Annotated in this window: 22 protein-coding genes and 1 pseudogene; 13 read left to right on the plus strand and 10 right to left on the minus strand. The window is 67.4% G+C overall.

The features are described 5' to 3' along the window. Nucleotides 1-27: 27 nt before the first annotated feature. Genes AB0D34_RS08230 through AB0D34_RS08240 form a run of 3 tightly spaced genes read right to left on the minus strand, consistent with a single transcriptional unit; the run spans nucleotide 28 to nucleotide 1,505 of the window. Nucleotides 28-267 (minus strand): hypothetical protein, encoded by a 240-nt coding sequence (locus AB0D34_RS08230; protein WP_362658317.1) that lies wholly within the window; start codon nucleotides 265-267, stop codon nucleotides 28-30. Nucleotides 268-275: 8 nt separating this feature from the next. Then, nucleotides 276-1,172 carry a hypothetical protein gene (locus AB0D34_RS08235; RefSeq protein ID WP_362658320.1) on the minus strand — a complete coding sequence of 299 codons (897 nt, stop codon included), beginning with the start codon at nucleotides 1,170-1,172 and terminating at the stop codon, nucleotides 276-278. A gap of 9 nt (nucleotides 1,173-1,181) precedes the next feature. Continuing rightward, nucleotides 1,182-1,505: a hypothetical protein gene (locus AB0D34_RS08240; protein ID WP_362658323.1), complete on the minus strand. Its 324-nt coding sequence runs from the start codon at nucleotides 1,503-1,505 to the stop codon at nucleotides 1,182-1,184. A gap of 331 nt (nucleotides 1,506-1,836) precedes the next feature. Here AB0D34_RS08240 and AB0D34_RS08245 point away from each other — a divergent pair, with 331 nt between their 5' ends. After that, a complete protein-coding gene (locus AB0D34_RS08245) occupies nucleotides 1,837-2,046 on the plus strand; it encodes a hypothetical protein (protein ID WP_362658326.1) in 210 nt (69 codons plus the stop codon). Nucleotides 2,047-2,128: 82 nt separating this feature from the next. Here the strand turns inward: AB0D34_RS08245 and AB0D34_RS08250 are convergent, their stop codons facing one another. The 4 genes and pseudogenes from AB0D34_RS08250 to AB0D34_RS08265 all read right to left on the minus strand — a co-directional run. Next, the gene (locus AB0D34_RS08250; protein WP_362658329.1) at nucleotides 2,129-2,437 is read right to left on the minus strand and encodes a hypothetical protein; all 309 of its coding nucleotides are present in this window, start codon (nucleotides 2,435-2,437) and stop codon (nucleotides 2,129-2,131) included. Between the two features lie 901 nt (nucleotides 2,438-3,338). After that, nucleotides 3,339-3,572 carry a hypothetical protein gene (locus AB0D34_RS08255; protein WP_362658332.1) on the minus strand — a complete coding sequence of 78 codons (234 nt, stop codon included), beginning with the start codon at nucleotides 3,570-3,572 and terminating at the stop codon, nucleotides 3,339-3,341. Between the two features lie 52 nt (nucleotides 3,573-3,624). Next, on the minus strand, nucleotides 3,625-4,188 hold the full coding sequence (locus AB0D34_RS08260; RefSeq protein WP_362658335.1) for a hypothetical protein: 564 nt from the start codon (nucleotides 4,186-4,188) through the stop codon (nucleotides 3,625-3,627). Nucleotides 4,189-4,280: 92 nt separating this feature from the next. Continuing rightward, nucleotides 4,281-4,711: pseudogene (locus AB0D34_RS08265) on the minus strand (transposase); the annotation flags it as partial. Between the two features lie 128 nt (nucleotides 4,712-4,839). On the opposite strand from AB0D34_RS08265, the gene AB0D34_RS08270 reads away from it, so the two are divergent. Beyond that, entirely contained in the window at nucleotides 4,840-5,847 is a 1,008-nt protein-coding gene (locus AB0D34_RS08270) for a hypothetical protein (RefSeq protein ID WP_362658337.1), read from the plus strand. Between the two features lie 36 nt (nucleotides 5,848-5,883). Further along, on the plus strand, nucleotides 5,884-6,483 hold the full coding sequence (locus AB0D34_RS08275) for a DUF6292 family protein (RefSeq protein ID WP_362658340.1): 600 nt from the start codon (nucleotides 5,884-5,886) through the stop codon (nucleotides 6,481-6,483). A gap of 52 nt (nucleotides 6,484-6,535) precedes the next feature. On the opposite strand, the gene AB0D34_RS08280 is transcribed toward AB0D34_RS08275, so the two are convergent. Continuing rightward, nucleotides 6,536-6,829 (minus strand): nucleic acid-binding protein, encoded by a 294-nt coding sequence (locus tag AB0D34_RS08280; RefSeq protein WP_362658343.1) that lies wholly within the window; start codon nucleotides 6,827-6,829, stop codon nucleotides 6,536-6,538. 227 nt (nucleotides 6,830-7,056) lie between these two features. Between AB0D34_RS08280 and AB0D34_RS08285 the strand changes: the two genes are divergently transcribed. Further along, nucleotides 7,057-7,344, plus strand: coding sequence for a hypothetical protein (locus tag AB0D34_RS08285; RefSeq protein WP_362658346.1), 288 nt, complete (start codon nucleotides 7,057-7,059; stop codon nucleotides 7,342-7,344). A 16-nt stretch (nucleotides 7,345-7,360) separates the two neighbouring features. On the opposite strand, the gene AB0D34_RS08290 is transcribed toward AB0D34_RS08285, so the two are convergent. Beyond that, nucleotides 7,361-7,549, minus strand: coding sequence for a hypothetical protein (locus tag AB0D34_RS08290; RefSeq protein WP_362658349.1), 189 nt, complete (start codon nucleotides 7,547-7,549; stop codon nucleotides 7,361-7,363). Nucleotides 7,550-8,184: 635 nt separating this feature from the next. Here AB0D34_RS08290 and AB0D34_RS08295 point away from each other — a divergent pair. Further along, nucleotides 8,185-9,111 carry a hypothetical protein gene (locus tag AB0D34_RS08295; RefSeq protein WP_362658352.1) on the plus strand — a complete coding sequence of 309 codons (927 nt, stop codon included), beginning with the start codon at nucleotides 8,185-8,187 and terminating at the stop codon, nucleotides 9,109-9,111. On the opposite strand, the gene AB0D34_RS08300 is transcribed toward AB0D34_RS08295, so the two are convergent. Beyond that, nucleotides 9,039-9,563: an IS5 family transposase gene (locus tag AB0D34_RS08300; RefSeq protein WP_362658355.1), complete on the minus strand. Its 525-nt coding sequence runs from the start codon at nucleotides 9,561-9,563 to the stop codon at nucleotides 9,039-9,041. The two genes, AB0D34_RS08295 and AB0D34_RS08300, sit on opposite strands and share 73 nt — an antisense overlap. Nucleotides 9,564-10,011: 448 nt before the next feature. Here AB0D34_RS08300 and AB0D34_RS08305 point away from each other — a divergent pair, with 448 nt between their 5' ends. The 8 genes from AB0D34_RS08305 (at nucleotide 10,012) to AB0D34_RS08340 (ending at nucleotide 14,746) form a co-directional block, all read left to right on the plus strand. Beyond that, complete coding sequence (locus tag AB0D34_RS08305; RefSeq protein ID WP_362658358.1) at nucleotides 10,012-10,512, plus strand: single-stranded DNA-binding protein; 501 nt, start codon at nucleotides 10,012-10,014, stop codon at nucleotides 10,510-10,512. A 354-nt stretch (nucleotides 10,513-10,866) separates the two neighbouring features. Continuing rightward, on the plus strand, nucleotides 10,867-11,160 hold the full coding sequence (locus AB0D34_RS08310) for a hypothetical protein (RefSeq protein ID WP_362658361.1): 294 nt from the start codon (nucleotides 10,867-10,869) through the stop codon (nucleotides 11,158-11,160). A gap of 481 nt (nucleotides 11,161-11,641) precedes the next feature. After that, nucleotides 11,642-12,052, plus strand: coding sequence for an SsgA family sporulation/cell division regulator (locus AB0D34_RS08315; protein ID WP_362658364.1), 411 nt, complete (start codon nucleotides 11,642-11,644; stop codon nucleotides 12,050-12,052). A 992-nt stretch (nucleotides 12,053-13,044) separates the two neighbouring features. Then, a complete protein-coding gene (locus AB0D34_RS08320; protein ID WP_362658367.1) occupies nucleotides 13,045-13,440 on the plus strand; it encodes a hypothetical protein in 396 nt (131 codons plus the stop codon). A gap of 20 nt (nucleotides 13,441-13,460) precedes the next feature. Next, the gene (locus AB0D34_RS08325) at nucleotides 13,461-13,865 is read left to right on the plus strand and encodes a hypothetical protein (protein ID WP_362658370.1); all 405 of its coding nucleotides are present in this window, start codon (nucleotides 13,461-13,463) and stop codon (nucleotides 13,863-13,865) included. A gap of 43 nt (nucleotides 13,866-13,908) precedes the next feature. Next, nucleotides 13,909-14,166, plus strand: a complete 258-nt coding sequence (locus tag AB0D34_RS08330; protein WP_362658373.1) for a hypothetical protein — start codon at nucleotides 13,909-13,911, stop codon at nucleotides 14,164-14,166. A gap of 55 nt (nucleotides 14,167-14,221) precedes the next feature. Continuing rightward, on the plus strand, nucleotides 14,222-14,542 hold the full coding sequence (locus tag AB0D34_RS08335; protein ID WP_362658376.1) for a hypothetical protein: 321 nt from the start codon (nucleotides 14,222-14,224) through the stop codon (nucleotides 14,540-14,542). An 81-nt stretch (nucleotides 14,543-14,623) separates the two neighbouring features. Next, a complete protein-coding gene (locus tag AB0D34_RS08340; RefSeq protein ID WP_362658379.1) occupies nucleotides 14,624-14,746 on the plus strand; it encodes a hypothetical protein in 123 nt (40 codons plus the stop codon). Nucleotides 14,747-14,755 lie beyond the last annotated feature (9 nt).

Below are 14,755 nucleotides of genomic sequence, written 5' to 3' on the forward strand. Positions count from 1 at the left end.
CTCGTATTTCCGTGTACGTTCCGCGTGTCACAGCAACAGGGCCTCACGCAGCTCGGCGAGCTGCACATGGGAGGACTGGACTGGCTGGCGCCGGGGAGTTCGGCGCTGCGCCGTCACGGTGACCTCCTCCTGGTTGCTGCCTATGACGCTACTCGGATCGAGCGCGTTGCAGGGAGAGTCCCCCGACAGCGGCAGCATCGGCCGGATGACGGCTCGGGAGGATTGGCCGTTCCCCTCGAACTGAAGGGTGGCCCGGTAGAGCGTCATCCGTGGGCCTAGCCGGCCGTGTCGCTCTCGTCGGCAAACGGGGAGGGAGAGTGGGCGACGATGTCAGGGTGCAGACCGGGTGCGAGTTCTTCGAGGTCGGGGTGAGTGGCGGCGACATCGCGCAACAGTCGGGTGAAGGTGACGTGGTCCAGGCCCCGCCCGGTGCGTGAGAGTAGCAGCGGGCCTTCGCCCGCGCTGGAGTGCGGCGCTTTATGGGTGCGCACGGGCAGATACTCGTCGAGCGCCCACACCAACGGCCGGGGGATGGGGGTGAGCGGGCCCACGGCGGAGGAGCTGTTGTTCTTCACCGGCAGTCTCCAGGCGGGAGAGGCCTGGTTGTCGCGCTGGAGGTACTGCAGGACGGCCGCGATGCACTGGCCCGGGCGCAGGCCTGCGAGCGCCATGTACGCGGCGAGGCGGGCGCGTTCGGGGTAGGGGCCGCGGTAGCGGTCGGCGGCGGTCCACAGGGCGTCGGTCTGGAAGCGGGTGAGGGTCTCGCGCTGTGCCGGCGGGGTGGGCCCGGCGAGCGCACGCCGGGGCGGCAGGTTCCAGCGGGCGGCGCCGAGGTCGTTCTCGCAGTGGGCATAGTACGAGCGGATGGCGGAGACGGCGCGGCCGCGGGAGGTGGCGGCGAGCGGGGTGCCGTCGAAGGCGGTGAGTCTCGAGGCCCAGTCCTGGATGTGCAGGGGTTCGAAGTGCCAGACGCGGTCGCCGATGTAGGTGAACCAGGCCTGCTTCCAGCCGGGAGGGGCGTCGATCCCGGCGAGGTAGAGGCCGTAGCGGTACTTGGTGTCCTCGTCCCAGACGCGCCCGATGACCTGCTGGCCGTCGGGCCGGACGTACGACCCGGCGAGCCAGCCGTACAGGATCGCGTAGGGGTCCGGGGCCTGGGTCTGGGAGTCCATCCCGTCACTCTACGAATCGGGCGTGCTGTCCCGGTCTGGAAGTCCCGGCTTGTCCTGCTGCAGCAGGTCACCGTCAGGGAGCAGATCGCCCTGCCGCAAGAAGGCGGCCATCCACAGAAATCCCTCCACGAACCCGTCCCGGTGCTCGGGGGACGCGGCGGCCATGTTGCTCGCCTGGTACCGCTTGGCACAATCGTCGGCCCACCGGGCGACTGCCAGATGGTTGCGGTAGATGTCCGCATACGGGCCAGCAAGTGCCGCGGCCGCCCTTTCAGGGCGCCAGTCGATCTCTGTTTTGTCGAAGTCGAGGAGCTGCTCGTCGCTCTTGTCCATGCCTGAAAGCTAGCCGTCATGCAGCCGGCAACGGCTCATCCTCCGGGCGCGGGTCGGAACTGCGCCCGGCCCCGTATCCGTGGAAGCGCTGAACTTTAAGGAACAGACCGGTGACCCTTCTGCTCCTACGACGAGACCAGCGAGCCGGGCAGGAGTGAGCCGGCGACATCGTCACATGCACCGTCGAACCCGCCCTGCCGCCCGAGAACTGGGATCCGGACTGGGGCCAGGGTCCGCTGTACGAGATCGCCTACCTCTCCTGCGGCCACACCCTCGCCGAATCCTGCGAGTCGGCGGCTCCCACGCTCCACTCTCCGAAAGGAACTCCTCCATGAACCCCCTGACGCCATTGCAGAGCCTGGCGTTCCTCTGCATCGTGCTGGCCATCGTCGCCTGCATCCTCTGGATCGCCCGTGAGATCAGCACCCAGAGCCGGTCGCCGGGCACTCAGCGCCCGGCGACCGACGGGTCCACGCCCGTCGTGCGCAGCGAGGTCCACCGGCCGAACGAGCCCTACGACCACGAGAAGCACGGTCTCTGAAGACCATTCAGCGTCTTTCCCCGTGCTAGCGTCCACCGCTGATCTGACCACCCGTGCGCCAGCGTCCCGCGCTCAACTCCCGCTACAGCCGCGCAAACTGGATCTCGCTGAGCTTCGGCCGGCCTGGTGAGCCCAGCGACAACAAGCCGGTTTCGCCGCGCTCGCGCCAGGCCCGGCGCCACCGCTCAACCGACCGCTCGCTCCCGCAACGCGGCCGCCACTCGCGGGTGCGCTCAGGCCACACGAACTCGACGAGGTCGCCGTCGCGCTCGATCCGGAAGTCGGGCAGCTCGGGCGCCTCGGCGCGCTCGAACCTGAGCACGGTCGACGGCACCGTGTCGGCGTTGCGCCGAACCTTGCGAACCTTCGGGGGCGGGCCGTTGCCTGCCATGACGCCTCCAATCCTTGGCCATCGCTCGACATAGCTGCGGCCAGGCGCTGAACTAATGAACTCTGGGGTAGCGCCCGGTCGCACACGGTTACGGGGGATGAATGCGCTGGAGCTTGAGAGTTCGAGTGGCCTGCACGGCACTGTGGCTGTTGGTAGCCATTCCTGCGGCGTTGCTGGTCTGGACCGCTGTTCAGGAAGCGGATATATCGGGCTGGTGGTGGCTCATCGCTTCATTGGTGGCCCTCGATGCGGCCGACGCATTCCGCGAAGTGATGGCACCTGAACCGCCAGAACCGGCCCGGCGACGGCCGTTGCGATCGAGGGACCGCAGTTACTACGAGACCCCGAAAGATGAAACTGGCCCCGGCACCCCGAGTCGCATCTTCTTGGGGGTATCAACCGTCGGCTTAGCGACGACGACGGTCTTCGTTCCGGAACTGCTATGGATTGAGGCATCTCTCGCTGCCGTCGTCGTCCTGTTGTACGGGGCAGCGGTCGTCACAGCGCTCTGGCACCAAGACCCCGTTCGGCGACTCGACGCGCGCTTGGTCATGGCACTTATGACTGGACGCTCCTATCTGCACAAGCGCAATGAGACACAAGCCGACGCTGTCGAACCTCCAGCCGCCGAGCCTGACACAGGAACTGCAACGCCCCCGAGTGGATCAAGCGGGCAGTAGCAGGTCGATCACTGCTGCAGATCGCCGAGGCGCTGCGGCGTGCCGCCGAACGTCCACCCCGTGACCGCGATGTACCGGCCGTCGCCGTACAGCTCGACCGAGACGCCGTCGACCGTGATGCGCCTGCCGTGCTGCAGGCCGCCGTGCCCCCAGACGTGCAGCCCGTCGCCGTCGAGGACGAACCCGAGCCCGACGCCGGCGTCACTCGCCGAGGCGTTCCGCTACCGCGACCAGGACGCCGGGTCGGTGCTGCTCGCGACCGAGCCGTCGACGGCGACGGGAACCTTCCGCGAGGTGCGCCGGATCCACAGCGGCCGGCTCGTGAGCTCGGCCGGGATCGTGCGTGCTTCTCGGTGCGCGGCCGCGCGGCACGCCGGCCGGCAGAACCGTGCGTGCGGCCGAGCGGTGATCGGCATCGGCCCCTCGCAGTGCTCGCAGTCGCGGCTCGTCGTCATGTGTCGGACAGCCGCAGCATCTCCCGAGCCTCAGGTGAGTGAGGAGGGGGAGTCACCCCCCACCCTCCCCGCCGTCACTGAGCCCGAGGACGACTTGTCCGCACCTCGTTGCAAGAAACCACGCCCACATCGCTGCGGCGTAGTCCGGCAGCCCGATCAATAGCGCAACCATGGAGGCAAGGAAAAGCAGAGAGCATCTCGCGCGGTCTGATAGGTCACCAGTAGCTCTCGCTGCGGCTCGCAGACTGTCGACCTGTCGCTGTAGCTCGGCTGCCTCGCCTTCACTCATCCTTTTCAGGTCAGCGATGATGCGATGCACTTTCCTCACGAGTCTGTTCGGCTCGGTCGGGGCGCCATCGAGGCCGTACCGCATAGCTTGCCGTGCCGCTCTGCCAACACGACGCACTAGGTATACCTCGACCTGGTTCAGCGCCTCTGTGCTGGTGAGGTGCAGCCACCCGTTGCGCAGCCTTGCGCCGTACTCCGCAGCTTCGCTCATCTCGTCGGGCTCCAGGCTGCCCCCAAGCCGCCGCGTCCAAAGCGCGTCCCTGCTTAGCACGTCGAATGTGTGAGTTAGCCAGCGCTGCATCGCTGCATTGTTCTCGAACTCGCCCACGCGCGCACTCCTGCCGTCATACCCGTTCTCTCACGGAAGCGTGAAGGGTGGAGCGCGGCGACCCGGAGTACGCCATATGGGTTGTCAGATGAAGCCCGTTTGAGCTGCTTGTTTCCTCTCCTGGAGGACTGTTCTTCGCGGATCGAGGACCCGGAACTGCGGGTTGCGGGGGCGAGTCCGGCGTAGGCGGCGAGGTGGCCGGCGGTCGGGAAGTTGCTGCCGTCGCCGACCTCGATCAGGATGCGGGCTCCGGTCCTGACGCCGACTCCCGGCATCGACGTCAGGACCTTCGAAAGAGGGTGGTCATGCAGCAGTTCCTCGATCCGTCCGGCCAGCAGTTGCGCTGGTCAAGGACGGCCGTCAGTGAGGCGGCGAGGCTCGGGACGATCAGCGCGGCCGCATCGGTCCCCGGGACGGTCACGGTCTGTTCGTCCAGCGCGGCAAAGATCTCCTCGACCAGCCACTCGGCCATCCTTGGCGCCTTCGGCCGCAGGAGGGTGACCAGCCGCCGACGGCCGGCCTTGATCCGTTTGAAGACGGGCCCTAGAACGCTCAGTCACAGCACGTTCCGTTCCAGTCCCGCGAGGGACCACACCCCTCGCGTGTTCGAATGGTAGTTCGATAACATGAGAGGGAGGAGGTGGGTGTGTCATGAGCGCAGGCCAGAGGAGCCCGAGTGCGTCGACGGTGATGCATGTGCGCTGTTCGGACCGGCTGCCGGAAGAGTCCTACCGTCAGGTCCTGGAGCAGATGTCCGAGCTGTCGCCGGTGGTGCAGGCACTGCCGCCCACCGCGGCCCTGGTGGAGTTGAAGGGCGCGCTGCCGTACTACGGCGTGGGCGCGAGCCGGCTGGGTGAGGTGCTGCGCATCCGCACCCTGTCCCGGCTCGGCGTCGACGTCCGGATCGGGATCGGGCCGTCGATCGCGGTCGCGGCCACCGCCTCCGCCCAGGTTCCGCAGCCCGGCGGCGTCCTGGCCATCGCCCCCGATCAGGTCGCGCAGTGGCTGGGGCCGCTGCCGGTCGACGCCCTGCACGGCATCGGCCCCCGCCAGGCAGCGATGCTGCGGGACTGCGGCATCCACTGCGTGGGTCTGCTCGCCGCCGTCCCGCCCGCGACGGTGCAGCGCCTGCTGGGCGGCCGCGCCGGCCGTACGGCAGCAGAACGGGCCCGCGGCATCGACCCGCGCCCCGTCGTCCCCCGCGCCCTGCCCGTCACCGCGAGCGTGCGCTACCGCTTTGATGAGCACACCCTGGACGGCGCCGCCGTCCGCGCCGCTCTCCTCCAGCTGGTCGTGGAGCTCGGGATCCGGCTGCGCAACCGCGGCCAGGCCGCCCGCGCCCTCACCCTGACCCTCACGTTCGCCGGCAACAGCAGCTGGGAGAAGACCCGCCGCCTGGCCGCGCCCTCCGGCCACGAGGACGACCTTCGTGCGACGGCCTACCAGCTGATCGACGCCGCCGCTCTGCAGCGCGGCCGGCTGACTGGACTCGCGCTGAAGGGCGAGGACCTCGTCGACGCCGAACGGGTCGCCCGGCAGCTGTCCCTCGAGGACACGCGCGAGGACCGCCTCGCCGCGGAAGACGCCATCGACCGCGTGCGCGCCAAGTTCGGGCCCCAAGTGATCGGCCCCGCCGCCGTCTTCCGCCGCGCCTCATGACCCCCGCCCCGAACCGCTCCTGCTGGAGGTAGATCAGTGCTGCTTGACCCGCCAGGACTGCGCGGCGCACCCCAGGGGATGCCGCACTGGCCCTACGTCCAGGCCGTCGACGACGCCCTCACCGCCCGCGGCATCCCACCGGGCACCGTCCGGGCCAGCCACCACGGCCTGGAGCGCGGCCTGACCACCTACATGACGCTCGCCTGGGACGTCAGCCGCACCAGCGGCCGCGGCGGCATTCGGCTCGACTGGGAGGAACGCCAGGGCTGGTACTACGCCCTGACCAACCTCAACTCCTTCGACGTGCTGCTCTACACCGTGGTCACGGCCCTGCGCGCGCCGGTCGCGGACCCGGAGCGGGTGGCCGACGTGGCGGAGGAGCTGGTGCGTTTCCGTCGTCTGCCGGATGCGGAGTACCGGGAGGAGTGGGAGGGCGCACAGGACATGCGCGATGCCGCGGACGATTTCCGCCGCAGGCACATGGGTCTTGGCCCGTTCCGGCTGCCGCAGGACGGCGCCGGCTCCGAGGGGACGGCCGGGAGCGGTATGCGCCTGACGATCGACACCCACACCGACACCTACGAGCAGGCCGTAGCGGCGCTTCAGACCGCGTATCAGCACGGATCACAGACATAGGAAGACGCGGTTCTGGTCAACGGGGGACTCCCGCCTCGGAACTCTCCATCAGCTACGCCTCCGGCATTTCGCCGCCTGCGAGGACGTGCCTCAGCTGAGAGCGAGCGTCCGCGCGTTCCGGTTCGGCGATCACACTCCAGAAGTCATGCCCGACGATCCTTGCGGCCAGTTCCCGCTCCCGCGCCCGCAGTTCGGCGACCTGCTGCTGCTCGGAGTCTGTCCAACCGGGAGAGTCCGGGTGGGCGGGGGAGGTAGCAAGCCAGTAGCCCTCGGGCCTCGCCCAGGCATCCATCGGTTCCACGCTGTACGGCAACGCCTTGAACAGGGCGGCCAGGTCGGCGCGCACTGCCAGGAGCTCGCGCTGCGCGGTCCCGGCGCACGTATCGGGTAATCACGCTCGGCCTGTCGCTCATCAGGGTGACCAGTGCCTCCGAAGTGCTGTTACAGGGCCCCTATAGGTACGCACGCGCCACAGCCACACACCTGTCGCCGGCCCATGCGGGCCGAGCCGCTCGCCGTGCCCGAATACGGAGGGCGGCTCCGTTCACTTCGCCCCAGCACAGAGGAGACCGCGTGATCACCATCCGTCGGGTAGCGCTCGTGACCCCCGCCACCCTGGACGCCGACGCCTACCGCGAGTTCTGCTGGGGCGCCGGTCTGGAGCGTACGGACGCCGGCTACGGGCTGCTCCAGGCCTTCGACGATGCCACCTGGGAGGAGGCCATCGCGGTCGTCGAAGATGTCGAGTACGTGCGTCTCCTGACACAGTCCTCCGGAGTCGTCGTGCCTGCCGACAAGGTCACCCACTTCCTGGCCGATTGGCCGGATCTGCGTCCAGAGTTCGACACCGTCTGGCCCTGATGTGCACCACGCCCGGTCAGGCAGCCGTCCCGGACGGCTCGTCGCGTAGCAGGTCGGGGCGAGCGTCGGCCAGGGCGAAGGCCCGCTGGAGAACGGCCACCAGGAAGCCGTCGATGCGGTACCGGCGGGCTCGCCCGTCATGTGGGAGGAGCGGGTCGGCGCCGTCCGGGCCGACGCGGCGCTGAACTGCCTTGACTCTGGTCAAGGTCCCGCCGATCTTCGACGGCGGGATCGGACCGGGCGGATGGTAGGCGAAGTGATGTACGCCGCTGCGACGGCCGTGCTGTCCGGCTGGGCACCGGCACATCAGAGAGCCCCGACGGCGTGGTCGAGGTGGTGAGGGTGCTGTGAACCACCCGCCGCCACCAGGCCCTGGACGCCGAGATCGGCCCGCCGGTCAAGCATGCGGACCCCAGGCTGCCGGAGCTGTTCGGAATCGGCACCGAGACCGTCGGCCAGATGCCTGCCTCAGCCGAAGACAATTCCGAACCCATGTGGTCCGAGATGGCGTTCGTGCACCTCGCCGGTGCCGCTCGGATCCCGACTTCTTCCGGCCGCACTCACTTCTACCGCCTCACCGCGGCGGTGATCGGACCGCTACCAACGCGCTGCACACCATCGCGCTGGTCCCGATGCGCTTCGACGGACGCACCGGCGCCTAAGTCGAACGCCGGGCCAAGGCCGGGCGGTTCAAGAAGGACATCATTCGCTGCCACAAGCGAATCGTCGCCTGCGAAGTCCACCGTGCTCTGACCAGCACACCGGCCACGCACATCATTCAAAACAACCCCGCTCCAGCTGTTTGACAGCTATATGGGCGTCCCGAGAACGGAAATTCCGATGAGCGTCAAGCTGTACGACGGGTTGCGGCTGACCGCGCACGCGCCCGACCTCTTCGAACTCACCCGCCTGATCTCCAAGCGCATGCGCGAGGTCTTCCGCGAGCTGGCTGTACCCATCATCGCCAGGAACATCGTCCGCGTCGTCGACGACACCGAGGTACGCGAACGCGACATGGGCGGCCCCCTGCACAACTATCTCGTCTACAGGGCCCGGAAGCTCTGGCTCGACGAGCAGTCAGGGCTCGATGACCGCATGACGTTCCACGATCCGCTGCGCTTCAGCATCGTCTTCGGTCAGGTCGACGACGGGTACGGCACGCGCCGGCTGGCCTACCCCTTTGCCGGGAACCGCGCGTACGCCGATACGCTCCTGGCCCTCGAAGCCGATGGTCATCCGGTCTTCGCCGACTACCACTACCAGGATCAGGCTGACCGACCGAAGGAGATCCGGAAGGACGAGTGGAAGCGCCGGCGCGACGACTGGAACTATCTGCTCGACGCCGACGACCGCGAGACGGACGGCACCTTCGGGCATCTCCCCGGTTGGCAGCTCCCGGACAGCATCGAGGGCGTCTTCGACGCGGTGCTGCTCGGCTACAAGGACACCACCATCGATCTGAACGCGCACCGCACCATCGAGCACCGCATGCGCCGGGCACTCAACCGGGCGGTGACCCTCGACCTGGACCTCGACGGGGCCAACGGCATCAACAGATTGCTGACTCGTAATCAGCGCATCGAGCGCGCGATCTCGCAGTTCCTCGACACTGCCGAGGGCAAGGCCATGCCGCGGCCCGCGCCAATGCCAGGTGCTCGGGAACTCGACGTCATGATCAGCGAGTTGCCGCCCGTCTATGAGCCTCCAGCTGGAGCCGTTGCCCGGATCGGCGAGCTGTATCGCGAGCAGGCGCTGGCAGGTGACTGATCTGGATCGACGCAGTCGATCCGGGAGTAGATCTGCAGAGGCATCAGCATCCCCTTCGCCCAGGAGCGCAATTGGTTCGTGGGTTCGAATCCCACCGTTGTGCTTGAACCCATGAGGCCGGTTGCGGCGGCGTGCTGGTGGGCGCGGACGATGGTGGAGTCGATCTGGACGAGCCAATCGATGTCGTCGGCCGCGTCGACGTGGGCCTGGATCTGCTGGAGAGCTCGCGTGAACACGCCGTCCAGCGCGTAGCGCCGGAAGCGGGTGTAGACCGTCTGCCATGGCCCGTAGTGTTCCGGCAGGTCACGCCAGGAGATCCCGGTCCGGATCTTGTAGACCATCCCGTTGACGACCTGCCGGTCCTCCACTCGCGGGCGGCCTGTCGCGGCCCGCGGTATGAGCGGAGCAAGTAACTCCCACTCCTGATCGGTGAGTTCATGGCGGCGTATCACCCCACCATGATCCGCCAACTTGATGATCTTTGAAGACGGACCTTAGTTCACCCTGGCAGTCGTCCACCGCGGAAAGAACGCCCATCTCGAACACTCCTACCGGCTCGCCTGCGAGGTCGGCGACACCGCACGAGCGGACCAACCGGAGGCCGAGTTGAGGGGTATCCGGACATCACGCCGGAGGTCTGGTCGGGGAAGTGGCCGGTAACTCACTGAAGAACACGAGCCTGATCGGCGAAGCCGATTCGGGACTCGGAATGACAAGGCATTCGATCGGCACAGCTGATTCGGATGAAGCATTGAAAGAGGACATCATCTGATCAGCGAAGCTGATCCGGATGGTGGCATGACAGACAACTGAACGTCTCAGCTCAGCTCAACCCAACCCAACTGCGTGCGGACGACGACGTCGATCCGGGCGTTGTGCTGTACTCGAGGAGAAGAACTGATGTCGAACCCCCGCAATAACGGACAGCTCATCGGCCGCCTCGCGAACGACCCCAAGGTCTTCGAGAACAAGGACGGTTCCAAGAAGGTCCTCTTTACGGTCTTCACCGACCGCGCTTACACCAACGCGCAGAACCAGCGCGACTCGGACGCCGTGCCGGTCGAGGCCTTCGTCCGGGCCCAGACCCAGGGGCTGGGCCCCTACGCCAACATCCACAGGGGTGACCTTGTCGCCGTGGGCTTCTCGCTCCGCATGGACCGGTACGCCAAGGGTGGCGAGCAGGTCTTCGACCTCAAGGTGATCTCCGAGGACATCACCTTCCTGGAGTCCCGCGCCACCACCCAGGCCCGCCTGGCCGAGCGCGTCACCAAGGCCGAGGCCCAGAACCAGAACATGCAGGCCCAGGCCCCCACCCCGGTCGCCGCTGCTGCGCCCGTCGCCGTCGCGCAGGCCAGCGCCGTACAGGACGAGCAGCTGCCCTTTGGCCCCGGTCCGCGCTAGTCGCTCCGGGGCCACCTGCACCTACCCGGCCCCGCATCGGTGCGGGGCCGGCCCTCGTTTGCCTCAAGACCAGATTCGCCGCGTGACGTCAACTGCACTCATAGCACGCCCTGTTGCGTGTGTTGCACCGCCGGTGGCCAGATACACCCACCATCCCGGGCGGTCAGCCTGCGACCCCGTCAACTCAACAGGAGCATCATGACCTCTCGGGTTCCCCGCAGCACGACTCCCTCGGCCCAGTGCGGCGCCTCTCCGGCCGCCAGAGTCGAAGAAGTCTGGCGTAGCCAAGGCTCCAACGACCCGGACCTGCTCATCGTGTGGCACGAGCCGACACAGCACGACCAGGACCGCAGAATGACCACCGCAGATGTCATCGCACGCTACCCCGAGGCTGAATTCGTCATCGCCGACCTCGCCTGGTTCCCCAGCGAGGCTGAACACCACAGGTTCTACCTCACCGGGCACGGCACATCCGAACCAGTCGCCTTCCCCGAAGACACAACCGCCGTCGCGATGTGGGCACACGGCTACCTCAGCGCCGCGAACGCGATGGGCGGATGGAGTGCGTTCGCGGCGGAAATCGAGGACCGTGACGACCGCGAGGCCGCCGACTGGGCCGACGAGGCCGCCAGCAACCCCCACCTGTAACCGCAGCCCCCGCGAGAAGCGAAGCGTCCCGGCTGGACGGCAGGTCCGGTTCCCGCGCCCGACCCGATCGACCTGATAGGCCCAACCCCTACACCGTCGGCATCATCCGACTGTGGCATCTACCGAGGTACCCGCCAGATCACTCACGACGCGGGCGGCGTGCACGGCACTTTCGGCACCATCCAGGTCGGTAAGACCAGCGGGAAGGTACTGCGCGCCGAGATCATCCACGGCAACGATGGCACCCGCGGCGCGCCCAAGGTACCAACGTCGTCCGCGCGCTCCTCAAGGCCGTGACGCTCACACCTGCCCCGAATGCCGCACGACCTCCATGCTCACCTGCCGCCCGTAGCAGTCCGGAGCGGGACGCGCACGCCGCCCGGGCCGGCCCGGCATGACAGAGCCCCACACCGCAGACTCTGAGCGCGCCTCCGCGACAACGCACCGGCCCGCTGGGGTCAACATTCCAACGGAGCACCGAATGGAAACGCAGTTCTACGCGCACCTCAACTACCCGGCAGCTGCGTGTGTCCTGGTCCGCCTGTTCTACTCGCCGGACACTCCCTACTGCGTCGATGTCACCTTCGACCTGGGCGGCGACCATACCCCAGTGATGTGGACCCTAGGTCGGGAGCTGCTGAGGGACGGACTGAGCGGGCCTGCGGGAATGGGTGATGTGCACATCGACCCCACCGATCTGCCTTCGCACACAGTGTGCCTTCGCCTGGATTCCCCGCACGGGAGCGCCGAGTTGAGCCTGCCTGGTCAGGCGCTCGGCGACTTTCTCCGACGGACCGCGAAGGCCGTCCCCTACGGCCGCGAGGCGGAAGCGCCCGGGTTTCTCACGAACCTGGACCGCGCGCTGGCCAGCATGCTAGCCGACCCACGATAAGCCAGCCGGGACCGACAGCCGGCCGCTGCCGCGGCGGCGAGACGTGCCGTCCGTCCGGTCTGCTGCGTCGACGTTGCCGGCTTCCGGTCAGGGATGCCGCGGCCGCATGGTGCGCGCAGCTCGCCCGGTGTGCCACCTCGCCGAACTGTTTGAAGTGCCACGACCGGCCACTGCGCCCCGCGTGGTGGCGGATCCGTCACCACGCTCAGAACGAAGGGAGCGACCGTGAGCAAGTCCCGCGTTCGCATCAACCTCGGCACAAGGGCCGACGACAAACCCATCTCCCGCGTCCGTATTCACCTGCGCGACGAGAGTCCGAAGGGTGCGGAAGAAAAGGAACCGAGCTCCCGCGTCCGGATTAATCTGAGAGATTAGAAGGGCTGAATGCCTGGCTGCGAAACCGGCCTCTGGCCAGGGGACCCGGCCGGGGCCGGTCTGGCCAACATTGGTTCAGCCGGACAATGCCTCGCACGCCCCCCCCGATGTGCTGTGAGCGACCGGTTCGAACCCGTGGTGCGTCGACTGATCCCCGGCGTACTCCAGTAAGCACACCTGAGGACTGCAGCTGATCCATGCGTTGCGCCCCTGGAGATCTCCGCGGTTCCGGCTTCTGTAGCACCCCGGTGCACGCTCTGTCTTCGGGCAGCAGCTGCGCCGGGGTGCCGTTTTTCTTCTTCGTGGCTCGCCTTGCTCGTCCCGTGACGGCAGTGAGCACAAGGGATCAGCGGAGCTGATCCGGATCTGGCGCTGAAGAACATCCTCGTCATGCCAGGAGCCGGCCATGAACTGCCCGAACTGCGCCATCGACATGGAGTCGAACGCCCACGGCGTCCGCGACGGCAAGAAGACCAAGAAGGTCACGCACACGTGCTCCGAGTGCGGCTACAGCGAGACTCGCTGACCAGTGGCTTCTTCGCCCTGTCTTTTCTCTCCCCCTCCACTGTGGTCTCGAAGGAAACCACGCCGATGAAGATGCTCTAGACCGCTTGCCCATGATTCTCATCGTCTTTGCCGCTGCCCTCGCGACGATGGGACTCGCCTTCCTCCTGCCGGACCTGATCGGACGGAAGCCGAAGGCCAAGAACCACGGCAGCACGACCGAGCAGCGTGTCTGGCCCGCAGTCGGCAACTACGTCCTCCTCGCTGAGACCAGCGGCTACCTCGAATGCGCGTTCGGCGCAGTCCCCCGCCGCATCGGCGTCATCGTCCGGCATTCCTGGAACCGCATTGACGACACCAGGGTGTTCGTCCACTGGCTGACGAAGTCGGACGACCTCGTGGGCCAGGTCCTCGCCGCCTTGGACACACGTCTACGGCGTGCGCTGCGAGCGCGACGGGCTCGTCTTCCTCGAACATGCCGGCGGTCCGAGCCGAGCACAAGCCACTGACCCAGGGAGTACTGACCGCCATGAGCTTCCTCAGCCGCATCGGCTTCATCGAGACCGAAGAACAGGAGCGGGCTCGGCTGGCCCAGGCACCCGATGGCTCGACGAACCACTACCTGTCCACCCTGCCCGTGACCATCGAAGAGTGGCCCAGGGACCTACTCGTCGAGCTGCCCTGGGAGCCGCCGCGCACGAACCAGTCCTATCGCGTCGTCGTAGTGCCGATCGAGTTCCGGAAGGACGCTCTGCCCGACGGCGTCGAGGAGGAGCCCGTGCCCCGTAAGCGCCACTCCGGTTCCTGGATGTGCGCCGTGGTGTTCTCGACCCACCCGAGCTACCCGGTCGGCGGCTACCGCATCGTCGTCCCGGCCGCCGAGCTGGCCCGCGGCCGGAGGATCGACCTCGCCGGAGTACCGGCCCAGGTCTGACGCCACGCCCCTCAACACCACCCAGCAGAAGGCGAGTTCCGCTGTGTCCACCGTCGGTGAAGAGCAGAAGGTCGACGCCGTCTACCGGCTGGGCGTGATGTCCGAGCGGCACCCCGAACTGAAGCGCCGCGTGGCGGACGCCCGGCTCGAACTCGCTGCCGCCATTCTCGCCATGGACGCCGTCGACGAGCGCATCCAGGCGGGGGAGGAGATCCACTCCCTCCAGGAGCAGGCTGCCGTTGAACAAGCGAAGAACGCCCATGCTCAGGCCTTGGCGGACCTCCTGCGAGGCGAGCACTGAGCCTGTAGGGGCTCGTCCCCGCAACCATCTCCGAACCGCACAGAGGCGCCCGGTCATGCCTGATGCACCCGAATACACGCTCCGCAGCGTCTACACGCTGGAACCGCACGCTGATCTTGTGACCGTCGAGAACGGACACATTGCGATCGAGGCCATCGCCGAGCGCGTCTACGGCAAGCAGTACAGCTCGCTGCGCGGATGCCAGCGGGACGACGAGCACATCGGCAATGACAGCGTGAAGCTCTACGAGCTCACCTCCGACGGGGACTACCTGCAGGCACTCGGCGACCTCGATAGCGCCGAGATCTACCTGGGCTGGGACTCCCGCACCGGCGAGAGCGCCTTCAAGACCGGCATGACGGAGCTGGACTACTGACTGAGCATCCGGATCACCGACGAAAACACACCAGCCACCGTCGAGGCGAACCCGCCGTCGACGCAAGACCTTGAGAACGCCGTGTTCGAGGACCGGTTCTTCGCCGATCGTGCCTTCTCGCCGTCGCTGCGGCTGGTCCTGGCCGATCTGATCCGCCGCTGCGAACTGCCGCGCGGTGACTACCTGTTCCGGCACTGGTGGTGACCAGAGCGA

Source organism: Streptomyces sp. NPDC048420, assembly GCF_040651535.1.
In the GTDB taxonomy this organism is placed as follows: domain Bacteria; phylum Actinomycetota; class Actinomycetes; order Streptomycetales; family Streptomycetaceae; genus Streptomyces.

What these genes read in the sequence shown, in the direction of transcription:
- AB0D34_RS08305 (WP_362658358.1), top strand. Translation starts at nt 10,012, where the DNA reads ATGTCGAACCCCCGCAATAACGGACAGCTCATCGGCCGCCTCGCGAAC.
- AB0D34_RS08240 (WP_362658323.1), bottom strand. Translation starts at nt 1,505, where the DNA reads ATGGACAAGAGCGACGAGCAGCTCCTCGACTTCGACAAAACAGAGATC.
- AB0D34_RS08245 (WP_362658326.1), top strand. Translation starts at nt 1,837, where the DNA reads ATGAACCCCCTGACGCCATTGCAGAGCCTGGCGTTCCTCTGCATCGTG.
- AB0D34_RS08230 (WP_362658317.1), bottom strand. Translation starts at nt 267, where the DNA reads ATGACGCTCTACCGGGCCACCCTTCAGTTCGAGGGGAACGGCCAATCC.
- AB0D34_RS08320 (WP_362658367.1), top strand. Translation starts at nt 13,045, where the DNA reads ATGATTCTCATCGTCTTTGCCGCTGCCCTCGCGACGATGGGACTCGCC.
- AB0D34_RS08310 (WP_362658361.1), top strand. Translation starts at nt 10,867, where the DNA reads ATGACCACCGCAGATGTCATCGCACGCTACCCCGAGGCTGAATTCGTC.
- AB0D34_RS08335 (WP_362658376.1), top strand. Translation starts at nt 14,222, where the DNA reads ATGCCTGATGCACCCGAATACACGCTCCGCAGCGTCTACACGCTGGAA.
- AB0D34_RS08315 (WP_362658364.1), top strand. Translation starts at nt 11,642, where the DNA reads ATGGAAACGCAGTTCTACGCGCACCTCAACTACCCGGCAGCTGCGTGT.
- AB0D34_RS08270 (WP_362658337.1), top strand. Translation starts at nt 4,840, where the DNA reads ATGAGCGCAGGCCAGAGGAGCCCGAGTGCGTCGACGGTGATGCATGTG.
- AB0D34_RS08235 (WP_362658320.1), bottom strand. Translation starts at nt 1,172, where the DNA reads ATGGACTCCCAGACCCAGGCCCCGGACCCCTACGCGATCCTGTACGGC.
- AB0D34_RS08250 (WP_362658329.1), bottom strand. Translation starts at nt 2,437, where the DNA reads ATGGCAGGCAACGGCCCGCCCCCGAAGGTTCGCAAGGTTCGGCGCAAC.
- AB0D34_RS08295 (WP_362658352.1), top strand. Translation starts at nt 8,185, where the DNA reads ATGAGCGTCAAGCTGTACGACGGGTTGCGGCTGACCGCGCACGCGCCC.
- AB0D34_RS08325 (WP_362658370.1), top strand. Translation starts at nt 13,461, where the DNA reads ATGAGCTTCCTCAGCCGCATCGGCTTCATCGAGACCGAAGAACAGGAG.
- AB0D34_RS08255 (WP_362658332.1), bottom strand. Translation starts at nt 3,572, where the DNA reads ATGACGACGAGCCGCGACTGCGAGCACTGCGAGGGGCCGATGCCGATC.